This window comes from Methanocaldococcus fervens AG86 (genome assembly GCF_000023985.1).
GTDB lineage: Archaea > AGJL01 > Methanococci > Methanococcales > Methanocaldococcaceae > Methanocaldococcus > Methanocaldococcus fervens.
In genome coordinates, this window is sequence record NC_013156.1 from 1,177,133 (window position 1) to 1,194,475 (window position 17,343).

A 17,343-nucleotide genomic window follows, 5' to 3' on the forward strand; every position below is an offset into this window, starting at 1 on the left:
TTTATAAAGATTTTTATATTTTTTTGCTTATTTTATTTTTATAAAATCACTTAAAGGTGGAATAATGGATGTTGGGGATATTATAAGAGTAGAAACAGATAAAGGGATTTTTGAAGGTATCTTATTGCCATCAACTGACGAAAATATAATAACAATAAAGATGAAAAACGGTTATAACGTTGGAATATTAAAAGAAAACGTAAAAAATATAGAGATTATATCCAAAGGAGAAAAACCAAAGTATGAATTGCCTCCATTAAACATTGAAAAGAATGAAAAGTTTAAAACAATCTCTATTTTATCCACTGGAGGAACAGTTGCTTCAAAGGTTGATTATAAAACAGGAGCTGTTCATCCTTCTTTTACGGCTGATGATTTAATTAGGGCTGTTCCAGAGCTTTTAGACATTGCCAACATAAAAGGAAGGGCAGTAATGAACATACTAAGCGAAAATATGAAACCAGAGTATTGGAAAAAGATTGCTGAGGAAATAAAAAAAGAGATAGAAGAAGGGGCTGATGGTATAGTTATAGCTCATGGAACTGACACAATGGCTTATACTGCCTCAGCTCTCTCATTTATGGTTAAGGCTGACGTACCAATAATCTTAGTTGGAGCTCAGAGAAGTAGTGATAGGCCATCATCAGACGCAGCTTTAAATTTAATAAGTGCTGTTTTAGCTGCAAGAGAGCCAATTAAAGGAGTTTATGTTGTAATGCATGGGGAGAGTGGAGACACTTTCTGCTATCTCCATAAGGGAGTTAAGGTTAGGAAATGCCATTCTTCAAGAAGGGATGCATTTAAATCAATAAATTCAATCCCTGTAGCTAAGATAAATCCATTTACAAAGGAAGTTATCTATTTACAAGACGTTGAAAAATCTAATGGTAGAAAAGTTGAGATAGACACAAATTTGGAGGAAAAGGTAGCTTTAATAAAAGTTTATCCTGGAATGGATGGAGAAATAATTAGATTCTATGTGGATAAAGGATATAAAGGCATTGTTTTGGAGGGAACTGGATTAGGGCATGCTCCAGAGTATATTTTTGAGGATATAAAGTATGCAATAGATAATGGAGTAGTTGTTGTTATGACAACCCAAACAATCAATGGAAGAGTAAATATGAACGTCTATTCAAATGGAAGGGAATTGCAGAAATTAGGAGTTATTGGCTGTGGAGATATGCTTCCAGAGGTAGCTTATGTCAAATTAATGTATTTGTTAGGAAACTATGAACCAGAAGAAGTTAAAAAATTGATTAATAAGAATTTGGTTGGAGAAATTGAATACAGAAGTAGATTTGATGCCTATTAAAAAATAATATGGTGATAAGATGGAGATTGATTATGAAAAACTTGGTTTAAAAGTAGGATTGGAGATACATCAACAACTAAATACAAAAAGAAAGTTATTTTGCCACTGTCCAACAATTTTAAGAGATGATGAGCCAGACGGAGAAATTGTTAGGGTTTTAAGACCTTCACTAAGTGAGATGGGAGAAGTTGATAAAGCGGCTTTAATAGAGGCAAGGAAAGGAAAGAAGTTTATTTATCAATTTTACAATGACACAACATGTTTAGTTGAGTTGGATGAAGAACCTCCTCATCCACCAAGCGAAGAGGCATTAAAAATAGCGTTGGAAGTTGCTTTATTGATGAATATGGATGTTGTTGATGTTGCATACACAATGAGGAAGATAGTTATTGACGGTTCAAACACATCTGGATTTCAAAGAACTATATTTTTAGCAAGAGATGGATACATAGAGACATCCGAAGGAAAAGTAGGAATAACAAGCTTATGTTTGGAGGAAGATGCGGCAAGGAAAATAGAAGATAGAAGGGATGCTGTAGTTTATAACTTGGATAGGTTGGGAATTCCATTAGTTGAGATTTCAACAGCTCCAGATATAAAAAGTCCTAAAATGGCTAAAGAAGCGGCAAAAAGAATTGGGGAGATATTGAGAGCTACGGGTAAGGTTAAGAGAGGTTTGGGAACAATAAGGCAGGATATAAATATATCAATTAGGGATGGGGCAAGGATAGAAGTTAAAGGTGTCCAGGACTTAGATTTAATTGAAAAGGTTGTTGAGAATGAAGTTATAAGGCAATTAAATCTTTTGAAAATTAGAGATGAGCTAAAAAATAGGAATGCAGAAGTTGTTGAGGAAATATTTGATGTTACAGAGATATTTAAGGACTGTAAATCAAAGATTATACAAAGTGCCTTAAAGAAAAAGAATGGGAAAGTTAAGGCAATTTTATTAAAGGGCTTTGCTGGATTAGTTGGAAGAGAAATTCAACCAGGAAGAAGATTGGGAACAGAATTTTCAGATAGAGCAAAGGTTATAGCCGGTGTTGGAGGGATTTTCCACACTGATGAATTGCCAAAATATGGCATTACAGAGGAAGAAGTTAAAAAACTTAGAGAGTTCATTAATGCCGATGATTTAGATGCTGTAATTATTGTTGCAGATGAAGAGAGCAAGGTAGATAAAGCATTAGAGGCAGTGATAGAGAGGGCTAAGGAAGCATTAATTGGAGTGCCAGAGGAAACAAGGAGAGCTTTGGAGGATGGAAATACTGCCTATTTAAGACCTCTACCAGGAGCCGCAAGGATGTATCCAGAGACAGATATCCCACCAATATTTATAAAGAAAGAGCTTATTGATGAGATAAAAGCAAATCTACCAGAACTTCCGGAGGAGAAGTTTGAGAGGTTTAAAAAAGAGTATAAGTTAAATGATGAATTGGCAAAAAAGATGGTTTTAAGTTATTATGTTGATTTGTTTGAAAGATTATGTAAAAGATTCAAAAATATTAAACCAGTTTTAATTGCTACAACATTAGAAAATACGTTGAAGGAGATTAAAAGAGAAGGTTATGATATAGATAAATTGGAAGAGAGACATTTTGAAGAGATATTTATGGCGTTGTCTGATGGTAAAATAGCTAAAGAGGGAATTGTTGAGGTCTTAAAGGGCTTTTGTGAGTATCCAGATAAAAGCATAGATGAGATTTTAGATATTAAGGGATTAAAGGGATTATCAAAGGAAGAAGTTGAAAAGATTATTGAGGGGATAATCAAAGAGCATATAAATGTGGTTAAAGAGAAAGGAGAAAAAGCTTATGGATTTTTAATGGGTAGATGTATGGCAAAGTTGAGAGGAAAGGCAGATGGAAAGTTGGTTAATGACATATTAAGAAAGAAGTTAAAGGAATTTATTTAATTTGGGATTATTCTGTTTTTAATATTAATATTGGCTTAGGTATTATTAAAAATTTTGATGTGCTGGTTTTTAAACCTTTATTATCAACAACCGTAAGCTTTACCAAGTAAGTTTTACAATCTGTGTATGTGTGATTTATTATTGGGTTTGTGGTTTCTATTCCACTTCCATCTCCGAAATCCCAAATGTATTTAATAATATACCCATCTGGGTCATATGATGCAGAGGCATCAAATGTTACTACAACTTTGTTATCTGCTTCCATCCCATCAGTTTCTTCTATTGCAAGTTTTCCATTACGTATGACAATTTTATATGTTGGGGTATTACTTTTCAAACTACCAAGTTTGTAATATAATGTACCATACGCTGTCAAGTTTATGAGATATTTTTTAGGTCCTTTTTTATCATCATCATTTTTCTTTTTGTTATTATTTGTCAATTCTTGAGTTGTTAAATTTTCAATAGTTCCAAAAATATATATGTAGTGATTTGCTCCATGTCCCAACGTGATGGTTGAATCGCCTAATGTAAGTGTGAAGTCTTTGTCTAGTATTTTAAATGATATATAATCACCGCCGTTGTATAATGCCACGGGCCAACCTTCTCCAGGAACTATTGCTTGGTTAGTTATACTTATAGCGTATACTGAGTATTCAATTACATTGTAGGTGAATTCAGCAACAGGGTATCTATTGATTATAATTATATTTGGGTTATTGGAGGTTATGTTTAGGGGGGTAAGTTCTGCTTCTTTTATAAAAATACTAAGAGTTTCTTTTTTAATTTCAGAAGATTTATTTCCAATAGATTTTGGGCTTTCTTCAACCAATTGTAGGGTGATAACAGACCCTACAAGTATTAAGCCTAATATCAATAGGACAAACTCTAAAGACAACTGTCCTTTTCTTTTAACCAGTAACATATAAATCACCAAATATAACTTACATCGTAATTTATTTTTTTACGTATATAAATTTAGTTGTAATAAATTATAAAACATAACAGGTCAAAAAGAAATGGTGGAAGTGTTTGTCAATTAAATTTATAGGTTTATATATTTTTGCCTATGGTAGAGATTAAAATTATATAATCAACAGATAAATAAATAAGTTTGTTAAATTGTTTGCTTTGTTTTGTTTGTATTTCATTTGATTGTTAGAGGGATTTAAATGCATGAGGAAAAAATAAAAAATTATCTTGTTCTTGTTGTTGATATTGATGACGATGTCGGAAGAAAAGCCGGTTTAAATACTCCAATTTTAGGAAGAGAGAAAAATATAAAGGCTTTGATAAAGTTGGGTTTGACAGACCCTGGAGATAGTGATGTCAATGCAATACTTGGAGGAGTTAAGATATATGATGAATTGAAAGCTAGTGGAAAGGGTGTGGAGATAGCTACAATCTCTGGGGATGTTAATGTTGAGTCAGAAAAATGTGCATTAAGATTGAAAGAGCAAATAGACTTTCTATTGTATTTGTATAATCCAGACTTCATTTATTTAGTCTCTGATGGAAAAGAGGATGAAATGATTTTAAGGTATTTAGAATCAAAAAATGTATTTGTATGGAAAAAGAGGATTGTTGTTAAACAGAGTGAGACATTAGAATCTACATATTATTTAATTCAAGAATTCATAAAGAAAACTATGGAAGAATACATCCCATTAATTTTAACGTTTACTGGTTTTTCTTTAATATTGTATGCGGTGTTTGCAGATATAGGTTGGAGAATTGTTGTGGGGCTTATTGGATTATATATATTATCAGAGGGTGTAGGGGTTAGGAGATTATTGATCGAGAGGATTAAAAATAAAGAGGAATTTGCTATAGGAAGGGTTTTTCCAATATCGGCAGTTATATCTTTATTTATATTGATTATTGGACTTACATACTCGATAAGCTTAACTCGCCAATTAACAACGTTGAATGAATTTATTGGTAAATTTTTGTTACACTTTTCGAATCCTTTAGTTTTGGCACTGTTAATTTTAGTGGTAGGAAAGTTTGTAGATAACGTTATACACTCTGAACAAGAACTCTTAGAAATCTTTAAAAAGTATTTTTTCTATTTGATATGTATATTCATTGCAAGGGAGTTAATTATCAGTGGTGGAGATTATTTATTGGGTGAAATTGAGTTTATAACGTTTGTTATGTATGTTATAATCTACATATCCATTACAATCATACTATCTGTTATCCTATTCACCAAAAATTCAGATAAGGAAAAATAAAGGGCTAATATGATTACAGTAATTGCTATATCTAAGGAAGGTAGTATTGTTGAGCCAAAATTTGATGAAATTAAATTTGAAGATTATAAACTTATTTGGATCGATTGTTACGACCCAAAAGATGAGGAACTTTATAAACTCTCCAAAAAAATTAATATTTCTGTCTCTGAGCTACAGATTGGTTTAGACGAGCAAGAAATTCCAAGAGTAGAAGAAGAGGAAGATTTTTACTTAATTATTTACAAAGCCCCATTATTTGAAGAGGATATTACAACAACTTCTCTTGGAATTTATATTAGAGATAATATACTTTTAACAATACACTCAGATAAAATAAAAGCTATTGGAAGATTGCATAAGTTGATATTAACAAAAAAGCCAAGGATTGTATTTGAAAGAGGGATTGGATTCTTGTTATACCATATACTAAATGAGATTACAAGGAGCTATTCAAGGATTTTAATTGGCTTAGAGGATGAGTTAGAGGAATTGGAAGACAAGTTGTTGATAGGATATGATAGGGAGATTATGGAAGGGATATTGAGCTTAAGAAAGACTTTAGTTTATTTTCACAAATCTTTAATAGCTAATAGGGATGTTTTAGTTTTATTAAAGAGGAAGTATCTCCCAATAACTACAAGGGAAGATAGAGAGAACTTTGAAGACTTATACTATGACACTTTACAGCTCATCGATATGTCAGCAACTTATAGAGAGGTTTTAACATCAATGATGGATATGACCCTCTCATTAGAGAATATAAAAATGAACCAAATTATGAAGATATTAACGATGGTTACCACAATTTTCGCTGTTCCCATGTGGATTACTGGAATATATGGGATGAATTTTACCTACTTACCATTAGCAAATAATCCCCAGGGTTTTTGGATTATAATGGCTTTGATGATTATTACTATAATAACATTTGTGTATATATTTAAAAGGTCTGGGTGGATTTGAGGTGATGATTTATGATTATTTGGCCAGCTTATATAGATAAAAGGAAAAGTAGGAGGGAGGGAAGAAGAGTTCCAGAAAATTTAGCTATAGAAAAACCATCTTTAAAGGATATTGAGAAAGCATTAAAAAAGCTTGGATTAAAACCAAAGATTCATAGAGAAAAGAGGTATCCAAGACAGCACTGGGAGATTTGTGGATGTGTAGAGGTTGACTATAAAGGAAATAAACTGAAATTATTAAAAGAGATATGTAAGATTATAAAAAGAAAGGAATAAAATAAAAAATTAAAAAAGTTAATTTATTGGTAATTTATTGTGGTTTTTCCATTAATGCCTTTTTACTTAATCTCTTACCTTCTGGATGGTGTGGTTTTCTACTAACTGCGTCCATTGCTTTCTCTAATTCTCTTGCTTCATCTACCAATTTAGCAGCGTATCTAATCATTTCATGAGCTGATGCAACTATTGGAATATACTTCTCTGCCTCTTTTGTCATAAAGCAACCTTTAACATCAACATCTGCAACTTTTTCAGCAATAACAAATGCAGCCATTGCTTTTGCCTTTGCATAAGGATTTGTAAATTCCATTGCTTCAACTGCTTTTTGCTCATTAATTACAATTCTTGGAAGTTCTGGCTCTTTACCTTCTTTAATCGCATCAATCATTTTGTCAATTGCTTCTTGAACTACTCTTAAAGTCCCAGTTCCAGCTAAGACCCTTAAAACATCTGAGTTAAATAATGCCATCTCAACTGGGTCTAAAAATTCTCTTCTTGCACCAATCATTGGGTCGCATTTTATAATTATGTATCCTAAACCTTGCTGTTCCATCTCATCCTTAACTCTTAAACCTGGGGCATCCCCAATAATTATTGAAGGAATTCCACTCTGGCTTAATATCTCTCTCGCTTTCTTTGGACCAGGAGCGGCTGGGTTTGGTCCAATATAGATGATAAAGTCAGGTTTAACTTCTTCGACCATCTTTTTTGTAACTTCTTCAACAGATTCTGGATCCATCTTTGCCCCACTACCTAAAACTCTAACTGCGATATCTTTTCTATCTGCTCTCTCATCTAATGCCAAATCAACTACTGGGGACATTCCAATGTTACCACATTTTATTATTCCTATCTTTACTACCAAATTATCACCTTTTAAATTATTTTATACAGTATATTAGTATTATTGAACTCTTTTAATAAATATCTTACTCCTTGTTTGGAGTATTCATTTGATATATAGTATATTTAGGATTTGTTATTAAAAAATAATAACTATTAATTTAGCCAATATATGATATTATAAATATTAATAAAATAAACGAGAGGAATAAGTATAAAACGCAAAACAAAATAGAAATTAAATATAAATAAAATATACACTAATTAAGAAACATCGGTGTTTTTTATGGATGAAATTCCAATATTCATCGCAATTTTGAGTTTTATTGTTATGTGTATTGGTGAGATTTTAGCATATTACTCTATATCTCTAAAATACAGATATGAATTTGAGGCAATTTCATTTGGGTTTATATTTGGGGTAGCAACCCTAATATTGATTCCAAAGTCTTTCTTTGAAGGATTTGAAATATTTGTAGTTTTTGGGATGATAGTAGTTTATCTTATTGAAAAATATTTAGCATACTGCCCTTTATCAAGGAAATACTGTATAGAATGTGATAACTTAGAGGAAGTAATTAAAATTAAATTTATCTATCCAATATCGTTCTTTATACATACATTTATAGATGGATTGATTATTGCTGTTTCGTATATTAGTAATATAGGTCTTCCATTGTATTTTGCCATACTTTTACATAAACTGCCAGCAGGATTTGTTTTAATGTCTCCATTAAAAGGGGTTTATAAAAATCCTCTATATCCAGGAGTTATTGTATCATTTGGAACTGTTTTAGGAACTGTTATTGGATTGATAACTTTAAAAAATATCTCTCCAAAAATACTGTTAGCATTTTCAGGAGGTATTTTTTTAGGAGCATTTCTCATGCTTGTTCCTCACATTTATGAGCATAAAAAAGAAAAATCCTTTTTATACTTATTGATCGGCTATATTTTGGTGATGGTTATAACTTTGATTCAATAATTTTGCAAAAAACTATATATCGTTCCTATCCTATATTTTAAAAAACATCATATTTACTTCTTGAGGTGTCTATCTTGAAGAGATACAAAGATAAATATCCGGATGAAAATGGAAAGTTTGGAATATACGGAGGTAAATTTGTTCCAGAAACGTTAATGCCTGCAATAACTGAGTTGGAGGAAGCTTTTAAGAGATTTTGGATAAACAATGAAGGGAATTTTAGAGAGGAATATTTTGCCTTGTTAAGAGATTATGTAGGGAGACCAACGCCATTGTATTACGCTGAAAGGTTGAGTGAAGAACTTGGCTGTAAAGTTTATTTAAAGAGGGAGGATTTAGCTCACTTAGGAGCTCATAAAATAAATAACGCTTTGGGACAGGCTTTATTAGCTAAAAAAATGGGTAAAACGAGAGTTATAGCAGAGACAGGAGCTGGACAGCATGGAGTAGCCACTGCTGCAGCATGTGCTAAACTTGGGTTAGAATGTGTTATATACATGGGAGCTAAGGATGTTGAGAGGCAGAAGTTGAATGTCTTTAGGATGGAGTTAATGGGAGCTAAAGTAATTCCCGTATTTGGAGGATCACAAACACTAAAAGATGCTGTAAACGAAGCTTTGAGGGATTGGACAACTAACGTTAGAAACACTCATTATCTACTTGGTTCCGCTTTAGGGCCTCACCCATATCCAATGATGGTTAGAGAATTCCAAAGAGTTATTGGTAAAGAAATTAAAGAACAAATACTGGAGAAGGAAGGAAGGTTGCCAGATGTTATTGTTGCATGTGTTGGTGGAGGTAGCAATGCCATAGGGGCATTTTATGAATTCTTAGATGATGATGTTGAATTATATGCCGTTGAAGCTGGAGGAAAGGGAATTGAAACAGGAATGCATGGAGCTTCGTTGTGTGCTGGAGAGATAGGGGTTTTACATGGAGCTAAGATTTATGTTAAAGAGGATGAGTTTGGGCAGATAGAGGAGAGTTATAGTATTTCAGCAGGTTTAGATTATCCAGGAGTAGGTCCTGAGCTTTCATTTTTAAAGGATGAGGGAAGGATTAAAGCAGTTTATGTAACTGATGATGAAGCTTTAGAGGCTTTCCAACTACTATGTAGATTAGAGGGTATATTACCAGCATTGGAAAGCTCTCATGCTTTAGCTTATGCCGTTAAGTTAGCTGATAAGTTAGATAAAGATGATATAATGGTTATTAACCTATCTGGAAGAGGAGATAAAGACGTTCAAACGGTTGCTAAAGCATTAGGTAGGGAGATTTAATTATCTGGTGAAATTATGAAGATAGAAGAAAAATTTGAAGAATTAAAAAATAAAGGGGAAAAAGCATTTGTTGCATTTTATGTGGGAGGAGATCCAAACTTAGAAATTTCAGAGAAAGCTTTAGAGGTTATTTGTAAGTATGCAGATATTGTTGAGATAGGTATCCCATTTTCCGACCCTGTTGCAGATGGGATTACAATACAAAAGGCAGATGTTAGGGCTTTGAGTAGTGGGATGAATCCTTTAAAAGCGTTTGAATTGGCTAAAAAGTTGAGTGAGAAGTTTCCAAACACTCCAAAGGTGTTTTTAACCTATTATAATATAATATTCAAAATGGGTGAGGAGGAGTTTGTTAAAAAATGCAAAGAATCAGGGGTTTCAGGAATTATAGTTCCTGATTTACCAATTGAGGAAGCAGATAGCTTATACAACTACTGCAAAAAATATGGTGTTGATTTAATATTTTTGGTAGCTCCAACAACGCCTGATGAGAGATTAAAGAGAATTTTAGAAAAGTGTAGTGGATTTGTCTATGTTGTGTCTGTAACTGGGACTACTGGAGCGAGAGAAAAAATTGCTGAAGAAACGAAGGAACTTGTTAGGAGAGTTAAAAAGTATTCAAAAATTCCTGCATGCGTAGGGTTTGGAATATCAAAGAAAGAGCACGTTGAGGAAATAACTGAGATAGCTGATGGGGCTATTGTAGGAAGTGCAATTGTTAAGATCGTTGAGAAACATTTGGATGAAAATGGACAGATAAAGGATGAGGAAAAATTCTTGAAAGATTTGGAAGAGTTTGTTAAAAATTTGAAAGAAGGGACTAAAAAGAAAGTTAAAGCAACTGCAAAGAACTAACAAAATATTCGAATAAAAAAATATAATTATAAAAGAATAAAAGTAAAAAATAAATATGAGAAAAAAATATTTCTAAGGATGCATCACAGTTACCTTATCTTACTAAGTTGTTTCTTTTTTTAATTTTTATTTTTTTAATATTTAAATAAAACTGTAAGGGAGGAGTAACCTTGAAGGTCACAGACCACATACTGGTTCCAAAGCATGAAATAGTCCCAAAAGAAGAAGTTGAGGAGATTTTGAAGAGATACAATATTAAGATTCAGCAATTACCTAAAATTTATGAAGATGATCCTGTTATTCAAGAGATTGGGGCTAAAGAAGGAGATGTTGTTAGAATAATTAGAAAAAGTCCAACAGCTGGTGTTAGTGTAGCTTATAGATTAGTTATTAAAAGAATTGTTTAAAAAATAGGTGGCAATTATGAGAGAATTAGTAGATGCTTATTTTAAAGAACATGGCTTAATAGACCACCAGATAGAGTCATATAACGATTTTGTAGAAAATAGATTGCAAAAAATTATTGATGAAGTTGGTTATATTGAGACAGAGATTTCTGGTGGGTTTAAAGTTAAATTAGGAAAAGTTAAAATAGGAAAACCGGTTATTAAAGAAGCTGATGGTTCAATAAGACCAATAACTCCAATGGAAGCAAGAATTAGAGATTTAACATATTCAGTTCCATTGTATTTAGAGATGACTCCTATTATCGGTGAAGGAGAGGAAGAGGTTGTAGGGGAAACAGTGGAAGTTTATATTGGAGAGCTTCCAGTAATGCTTGGTTCAAAGATCTGCCACTTGTATGGAAAATCAAAAGAGGAGCTTATAGAACTTGGGGAAGATCCTGAAGATCCATTTGGTTATTTCATAATCAATGGAACTGAGAAGGTTTTAATTACTCAGGAAGATTTAATCCCAAATAGAATTTTATGTGAAAAGGCTGAAAGAAGCGGAAAGATTGTAGATGTTGCAAAGGTATTTTCAACAAGACATGGATTTAGGGCTTTATGTACAGTTGAAAGACACCCCGATGGTTTGTTATATGCTACATTCCCTGGAATGCCTGGGCAGATTCCATTGGTTATATTGATGAAGGCATTAGGGGCTGAGACAGATAAAGATATTATTGAGGCAATAGATGATGAAAGATTCTTTATGGAAATTGTATTGAACATTCAAGAGATTAGGGAAGAGCATAACATAAACACTCCCGAAGATGCTTTAGAATTTATTGGAAGAAGGGTAGCTCCAGGGCAGATAAAAGATTATAGATTAAAAAGAGCAGAAACAGTTCTATGCAATTATCTGTTACCTCACTTAGGAGTTGAAAAAGAAGATTTCCCGAAGAAAATTAGATTCTTAGGAATAATGGCAAGAAACGCTTTAGAACTTTACTATGGATACAGAGGAGAAGATGATAAAGACCACTACGCATATAAGAGAGCTAAATTAGCTGGAGATTTAATGGAGGATTTGTTTAGATATGCATTTAACCAACTTGTCAAGGATATAAAATACCAATTAGAAAGGCAGACGTTGAGAAATAAAACCCCATCAATTCAAGCTGCTGTGAGAAGTGATATATTAACTGAGAGGATTAAACACGCTATGGCAACAGGAACATGGGTTGGAGGAAAAACTGGGGTAAGCCAGCTTTTAGATAGAACAAGTTATTTAGCAACAAACTCCCAGCTAAGAAGGATTGTCTCACCATTGGCAAGATCACAGCCACACTTTGAAGCAAGGGAGTTGCATGGAACACATTGGGGAAAAATCTGTCCTTCAGAAACTCCAGAAGGTCCAAACTGTGGTCTTGTTAAAAACTTTGCTATAATGTGTAAGGTTACAAGGGAAGAAGACGATAGCAAAGTTATTGAGTTGTTAAAATCTTTTGGAATTAATGAATACAGGTCATAATAAACTTTTAAAACAAATTTTTTGATTTTTTAGATTTTTAATGATAAAAATAAAATCTTTCTTAGGTGAAAAACTTGGCATCAAGGGAAGTAAATATTTACGTTAATGGAAAGTTAATTGGAACCACAGATAAACCAGAAGAACTTATTAATTATATCAAAGAAGCAAGAAGAAAAGGAGAAATCTCCAAATATACAACAGTTGCCTATAACGAAGAGAACAACGATATACACATAAATACCGATGCTGGAAGGATTGTTAGGCCATTAATAGTTGTTGAGAATGGTAAGCCAAAATTAACTAAAGAGCATATTGAAAAATTAAGGAATGGGGAAATTACATTTTCAGATTTAGTTAAAGAGGGGGTTATTGAATATTTGGATGCTGAAGAGGAAGAAAATGCTTATATAGCGTTATCTGAAGAGGAGTTGACAGAAAAACATACACACTTGGAGATAGATCCATTAACCATATTGGGTATTGGGGCTGGAGTCGCTCCTTATCCAGAGCACAACTCTGCACCAAGAATTACAATGGCTGCGGCAATGGGTAAACAGTCATTAGGAATTCCAATGAGTAATATAAAATGGAGATTAGATACAAGGGGGCATTATCTCCACTATCCACAAGTACCTATTGTTAGAACAAAACACCAGGAGATTTTAGGATTCGATAAAAGACCAGCAGGGCAGAACTTCGTTGTAGCTATTATGAGCTATGAAGGATACAACATGGAGGATGCTATCGTCTTTAACAAATCAGCAATTGATAGAGGTTTGGGGAGAAGTACTTTCTTCAGAACTTACGATGCCTGTGAGAGGAGGTATCCAGGAGGACAGATGGATAGATTTGAAGTTCCTGACAAAGGAGTTAGAGGTTATAGATCAGAAGAAGCTTATAAACATTTAGAAGAGGATGGTATTGCTTCTGTAGAAGCTCATGTAAAAGGAGGAGATGTGATTGTTGGTAAAACATCCCCTCCAAGGTTTTTAGAAGAGCATGAAATAACTATCCAAGTTAAGCCACAGAGAAGAGATTCATCAGTTGTTGTAAGACACGGAGAAGAGGGTTATATTGACAAGGTTATATTAACCGAAACAAAAGAAGGAAACAGACTGGTTAAGGTTAAAGTTAGAGATTTAAGAGTTCCAGAGCTTGGAGATAAGTTCGCTTCAAGACACGGGCAGAAAGGGGTTATTGGGCTTACAGTTCCACAGGAAGATTTACCATTTACAGAGAGTGGAATAGTTCCTGATATTATAATCAACCCACACGCAATTCCATCAAGAATGACCGTTGGGCAATTGTTAGAGATGCTTGGAGGTAAAGTAGGAGCTTTAGAAGGGAGAAGAATAGATGGAACTATATTTAGTGGGGAAAAAGAATGGGATTTAAGAAAGGCTTTAGAAGCTTTAGGATTCAAGAATCACGGTAAAGAAGTTATGTATGATGGTAAGACTGGAAAGAAATTTGAGGTAGAAATTTACATTGGAATCGCATACTACCAGAAATTGCACCACTTAGTAGCTGGAAAGATACATGCAAGAAGTAGAGGACCTGTTCAAGTGTTAACAAGACAGCCAACAGAAGGTAGAGCAAGAGAGGGAGGTTTAAGATTTGGGGAGATGGAGAGGGATGTTTTAATAGGACATGGAGCTGCTATGCTATTGAAAGAGAGGCTTATGGATGAATCCGACCCTTACGATATCTGCATATGTTCAAAATGTGGAGACTTTGCTATATTAGATTACAAGAGGAATTTAAAATACTGTCCAATTTGTGGTGAGATTGAAAACCTTTACAACTCTAAGAAGATTCCATTTGTTAGATTGCCTTATGCATTTAAGCTCCTGTTAGATGAGTTGAAGAGTATGTGCATATTACCAAAGATTAAAGTTAAAGATAAAGTTGAGTTAGAGGATTTTGAGGATTTTGTTGAAAAATTGGAAAAGGAAAAAGCTGAAGAGAAACAATAAAATCTTTTCCTTTTATAAACTTTTTAATGAAACAATTTAACAAATAAATAACCTTAACATTTGGTGATGTTAATGGAAAAATATGAAATCCCTAAGGAGATTGGAGAAATAATGTTTGGTTTATTATCTCCAGATTACATAAGGCAAATGTCAGTGGCTAAGATAGTCACACCTGACACCTACGATGAGGATGGTTATCCAATAGATGGAGGTTTAATGGATACAAGATTGGGAGTTATAGACCCTGGTTTAGTTTGTAAAACATGTGGTGGAAGAATTGGAGAATGTCCAGGGCATTTTGGGCATATAGAGTTAGCTAAGCCAGTAATTCATATAGGATTTGCTAAAACAATTTATAAGATATTAAAAGCTGTCTGTCCACACTGTGGAAGGGTTGCAATAAGTGAAACTAAAAGAAAAGAGATTTTAGAAAAAATGGAAAAATTGGAAAGAGATGGAGGAAACAAATGGGAAGTTTGTGAGGAAGTTTATAAAGAGGCTTCAAAAGTAACAATTTGCCCACACTGTGGAGAGATTAAATATGATATAAAATTTGAAAAGCCAACAACATACTATAGAATTGATGGAAATGAAGAAAAGACATTAACTCCATCAGATGTTAGGGAGATATTGGAAAAAATCCCGGATGAGGATTGTATTTTATTGGGATTAAATCCAGAAGTTGCAAGACCTGAATGGATGGTTCTTACAGTTCTACCAGTTCCTCCAGTAACTGTAAGGCCATCAATTACCTTAGAGACAGGAGAAAGAAGTGAGGATGATTTGACTCACAAATTAGTTGATATCATTAGAATTAACAACAGATTGGAAGAGAATATAGAAGGAGGAGCTCCAAACTTAATTATTGAGGATTTATGGAATCTCTTACAATATCACGTCAATACATACTTTGATAACGAGGCTCCAGGAATTCCTCCTGCAAAGCATAGAAGTGGAAGGCCATTAAAAACATTAGCTCAGAGATTGAAAGGTAAAGAAGGAAGATTTAGGTACAACTTGGCTGGTAAGAGGGTTAACTTCTCATCAAGAACTGTAATCTCTCCAGACCCATGTTTAAGTATTAATGAAGTTGGGGTTCCTGAAATTGTAGCTAAAGAATTAACAGTTCCAGAAAAAGTAACAAAATATAACATTGAGAGGATTAGGCAACTATTGAGGAATGGTTCAGAGAAACATCCTGGAGTTAATTACGTTATAAGAAAGATGATTGGCAGGGATGGAGTAGAGCAAGAATATAAGGTCAAAATAACTGAAAGTAACAAAGATTTCTGGGCAGAAAATATAAAAGAAGGAGATATTGTTGAAAGACATTTAATGGATGGAGACATTGTTTTATACAACAGACAACCTTCATTACACAGAATGTCTATCATGGCTCACAGGGTTAGAGTTTTACCATACAGAACATTTAGACATAACTTGTGTGTCTGTCCACCATATAACGCTGACTTCGATGGGGACGAGATGAACTTACACGTTCCACAGTCAGAGGAGGCAAGAGCAGAGGCAGAAGCTTTAATGCTCGTTGAAAAGCACATCCTCTCTCCAAGATTCGGAGGACCTATTATTGGGGCTATACACGACTTCATCTCAGGAGCTTATCTCTTAACCTCAAGCTACTTTACAAAGGATGAAGCAACTTTAATCTTAAGAAGTGGGGGAATAAAGGATGAGTTGTGGGAGCCAGATAAGGTAGAGAATGGAGTTCCATTATACTCTGGTAAAAAGATATTCAGTAAAGCATTACCAAAAGGATTGAATTTGAGATACAAGGCGAAGATTTGTAGAAAGTGTGATGAATGTAAGAAAGAGGAATGTCCATATGATGCATACGTTGTTATAAAGGATGGAGAGTTAATTAAAGGAGTTATTGATAAAAACGGTTATGGGGCAGAGGCAGGTTTAATCTTACACACAATAGTTAAAGAGTTCGGTCCAGAAGCTGGAAGAAAATTCCTTGATTCAGCTACTAAGATGGCAATAAGGGCAGTGATGTTAAGAGGATTCACTACTGGAATTGACGATGAGGATTTACCAGAAGAAGCGTTAAAAGAAATTGAAAAAGTCTTAAATGAAGCAGAAGAAAAAGTTAAAGAAATTATTGAGAAATACGAAAGAGGAGAACTTGAATTGCTCCCAGGTTTAGACTTGGAGGAATCAAGAGAGGCATATATAAACAACGTTTTGAGGGAAGCGAGAGATAAGGCTGGGGAAATTGCTGAGAAATACTTAGGTTTAGATAACCATGCGGTTATCATGGCTGTTACTGGGGCAAGAGGTAATATATTAAACTTAACACAGATGGCGGCATGTTTGGGGCAGCAGTCTGTTAGAGGTAGAAGGATCTTTAGAGGTTATAGGGGTAGAGTATTGCCTCACTTTGAGAAAGGAAGCTTAGATGCAAAATCCCACGGGTTTGTTAGAAGTAGTTATAAGAAAGGGTTGAGTCCAACAGAGTTCTTCTTCCACGCTATGGGAGGTAGAGAGGGATTGGTTGACCAGGCAGTTAGAACTGCTCAGTCTGGTTACATGCAGAGAAGATTAATTAACGCTCTACAAGATTTAAAAACAGAGTTTGATGGAACTGTTAGGGATTCAAGAGGAGTTATGATTCAGTTTATGTATGGAGAGGATGGAGTCGATCCAATGCTCGCTGATAGAGGAAAATCTGTAAATATTGACAGAATAATCGATAAGGTTAAGATGAAATATAACAAATAAATCCCTTTTAACTGATTTTTAATAAATTTTTAATTTT

14 protein-coding genes are annotated in these 17,343 nt (G+C 33.8%); 12 read left to right on the forward strand and 2 right to left on the reverse strand.

Annotation, left to right across the window (positions count from 1 at the left end; translation table 11 throughout):
- Positions 1-64 precede the first annotated feature (64 nt).
- Together gatD and gatE are read left to right on the forward strand one after the other, a co-directional pair.
- On the forward strand, positions 65-1,315 hold the full coding sequence (gene gatD, locus MEFER_RS06360) for a Glu-tRNA(Gln) amidotransferase subunit GatD (protein WP_015791796.1): 1,251 nt from the start codon (positions 65-67) through the stop codon (positions 1,313-1,315).
- Positions 1,316-1,334: 19 nt separating this feature from the next.
- Positions 1,335-3,230, forward strand: coding sequence for a Glu-tRNA(Gln) amidotransferase subunit GatE (gene gatE, locus MEFER_RS06365; protein WP_015791797.1), 1,896 nt, complete (start codon positions 1,335-1,337; stop codon positions 3,228-3,230).
- Positions 3,231-3,237: 7 nt separating this feature from the next.
- On the opposite strand, the gene MEFER_RS06370 is transcribed toward gatE, so the two are convergent.
- Positions 3,238-4,155, reverse strand: a complete 918-nt coding sequence (locus MEFER_RS06370) for a PKD domain-containing protein (RefSeq protein ID WP_015791798.1) — start codon at positions 4,153-4,155, stop codon at positions 3,238-3,240.
- A 247-nt stretch (positions 4,156-4,402) separates the two neighbouring features.
- On the opposite strand from MEFER_RS06370, the gene MEFER_RS06375 reads away from it, so the two are divergent.
- From MEFER_RS06375 to MEFER_RS06385, 3 genes are read left to right on the forward strand one after another with little or no spacing between them, the layout of a single operon-like run.
- A complete protein-coding gene (locus tag MEFER_RS06375) occupies positions 4,403-5,467 on the forward strand; it encodes a DUF373 family protein (RefSeq protein WP_015791799.1) in 1,065 nt (354 codons plus the stop codon).
- Between the two features lie 9 nt (positions 5,468-5,476).
- Positions 5,477-6,430 carry a magnesium/cobalt transporter CorA gene (gene corA / locus MEFER_RS06380; protein ID WP_015791800.1) on the forward strand — a complete coding sequence of 318 codons (954 nt, stop codon included), beginning with the start codon at positions 5,477-5,479 and terminating at the stop codon, positions 6,428-6,430.
- An 11-nt stretch (positions 6,431-6,441) separates the two neighbouring features.
- Complete coding sequence (locus tag MEFER_RS06385) at positions 6,442-6,705, forward strand: signal recognition particle subunit SRP19/SEC65 family protein (RefSeq protein WP_015791801.1); 264 nt, start codon at positions 6,442-6,444, stop codon at positions 6,703-6,705.
- A gap of 34 nt (positions 6,706-6,739) precedes the next feature.
- Here MEFER_RS06385 and MEFER_RS06390 read toward each other — a convergent pair whose 3' ends face one another.
- A complete protein-coding gene (locus MEFER_RS06390) occupies positions 6,740-7,573 on the reverse strand; it encodes a F420-dependent methylenetetrahydromethanopterin dehydrogenase (RefSeq protein WP_015791802.1) in 834 nt (277 codons plus the stop codon).
- 264 nt (positions 7,574-7,837) lie between these two features.
- Here MEFER_RS06390 and MEFER_RS06395 point away from each other — a divergent pair, with 264 nt between their 5' ends.
- The 7 genes from MEFER_RS06395 (at position 7,838) to MEFER_RS06425 (ending at position 17,306) form a co-directional block, all read left to right on the forward strand.
- Positions 7,838-8,536, forward strand: coding sequence for a ZIP family metal transporter (locus MEFER_RS06395; protein ID WP_015791803.1), 699 nt, complete (start codon positions 7,838-7,840; stop codon positions 8,534-8,536).
- Positions 8,537-8,610: 74 nt separating this feature from the next.
- Positions 8,611-9,816 carry a tryptophan synthase subunit beta gene (gene trpB / locus MEFER_RS06400; RefSeq protein WP_015791804.1) on the forward strand — a complete coding sequence of 402 codons (1,206 nt, stop codon included), beginning with the start codon at positions 8,611-8,613 and terminating at the stop codon, positions 9,814-9,816.
- A 15-nt stretch (positions 9,817-9,831) separates the two neighbouring features.
- On the forward strand, positions 9,832-10,671 hold the full coding sequence (gene trpA, locus MEFER_RS06405) for a tryptophan synthase subunit alpha (RefSeq protein WP_015791805.1): 840 nt from the start codon (positions 9,832-9,834) through the stop codon (positions 10,669-10,671).
- A gap of 170 nt (positions 10,672-10,841) precedes the next feature.
- Positions 10,842-11,078 carry a DNA-directed RNA polymerase subunit H gene (locus MEFER_RS06410; RefSeq protein ID WP_015791806.1) on the forward strand — a complete coding sequence of 79 codons (237 nt, stop codon included), beginning with the start codon at positions 10,842-10,844 and terminating at the stop codon, positions 11,076-11,078.
- 16 nt (positions 11,079-11,094) lie between these two features.
- Positions 11,095-12,588 carry a DNA-directed RNA polymerase subunit B'' gene (locus MEFER_RS06415; protein ID WP_015791807.1) on the forward strand — a complete coding sequence of 498 codons (1,494 nt, stop codon included), beginning with the start codon at positions 11,095-11,097 and terminating at the stop codon, positions 12,586-12,588.
- 65 nt (positions 12,589-12,653) lie between these two features.
- Complete coding sequence (rpoB, locus tag MEFER_RS06420) at positions 12,654-14,564, forward strand: DNA-directed RNA polymerase subunit B (RefSeq protein ID WP_394296026.1); 1,911 nt, start codon at positions 12,654-12,656, stop codon at positions 14,562-14,564.
- A gap of 72 nt (positions 14,565-14,636) precedes the next feature.
- Entirely contained in the window at positions 14,637-17,306 is a 2,670-nt protein-coding gene (locus MEFER_RS06425; RefSeq protein ID WP_048056359.1) for a DNA-directed RNA polymerase subunit A', read from the forward strand.
- Positions 17,307-17,343: the final 37 nt, after the last annotated feature.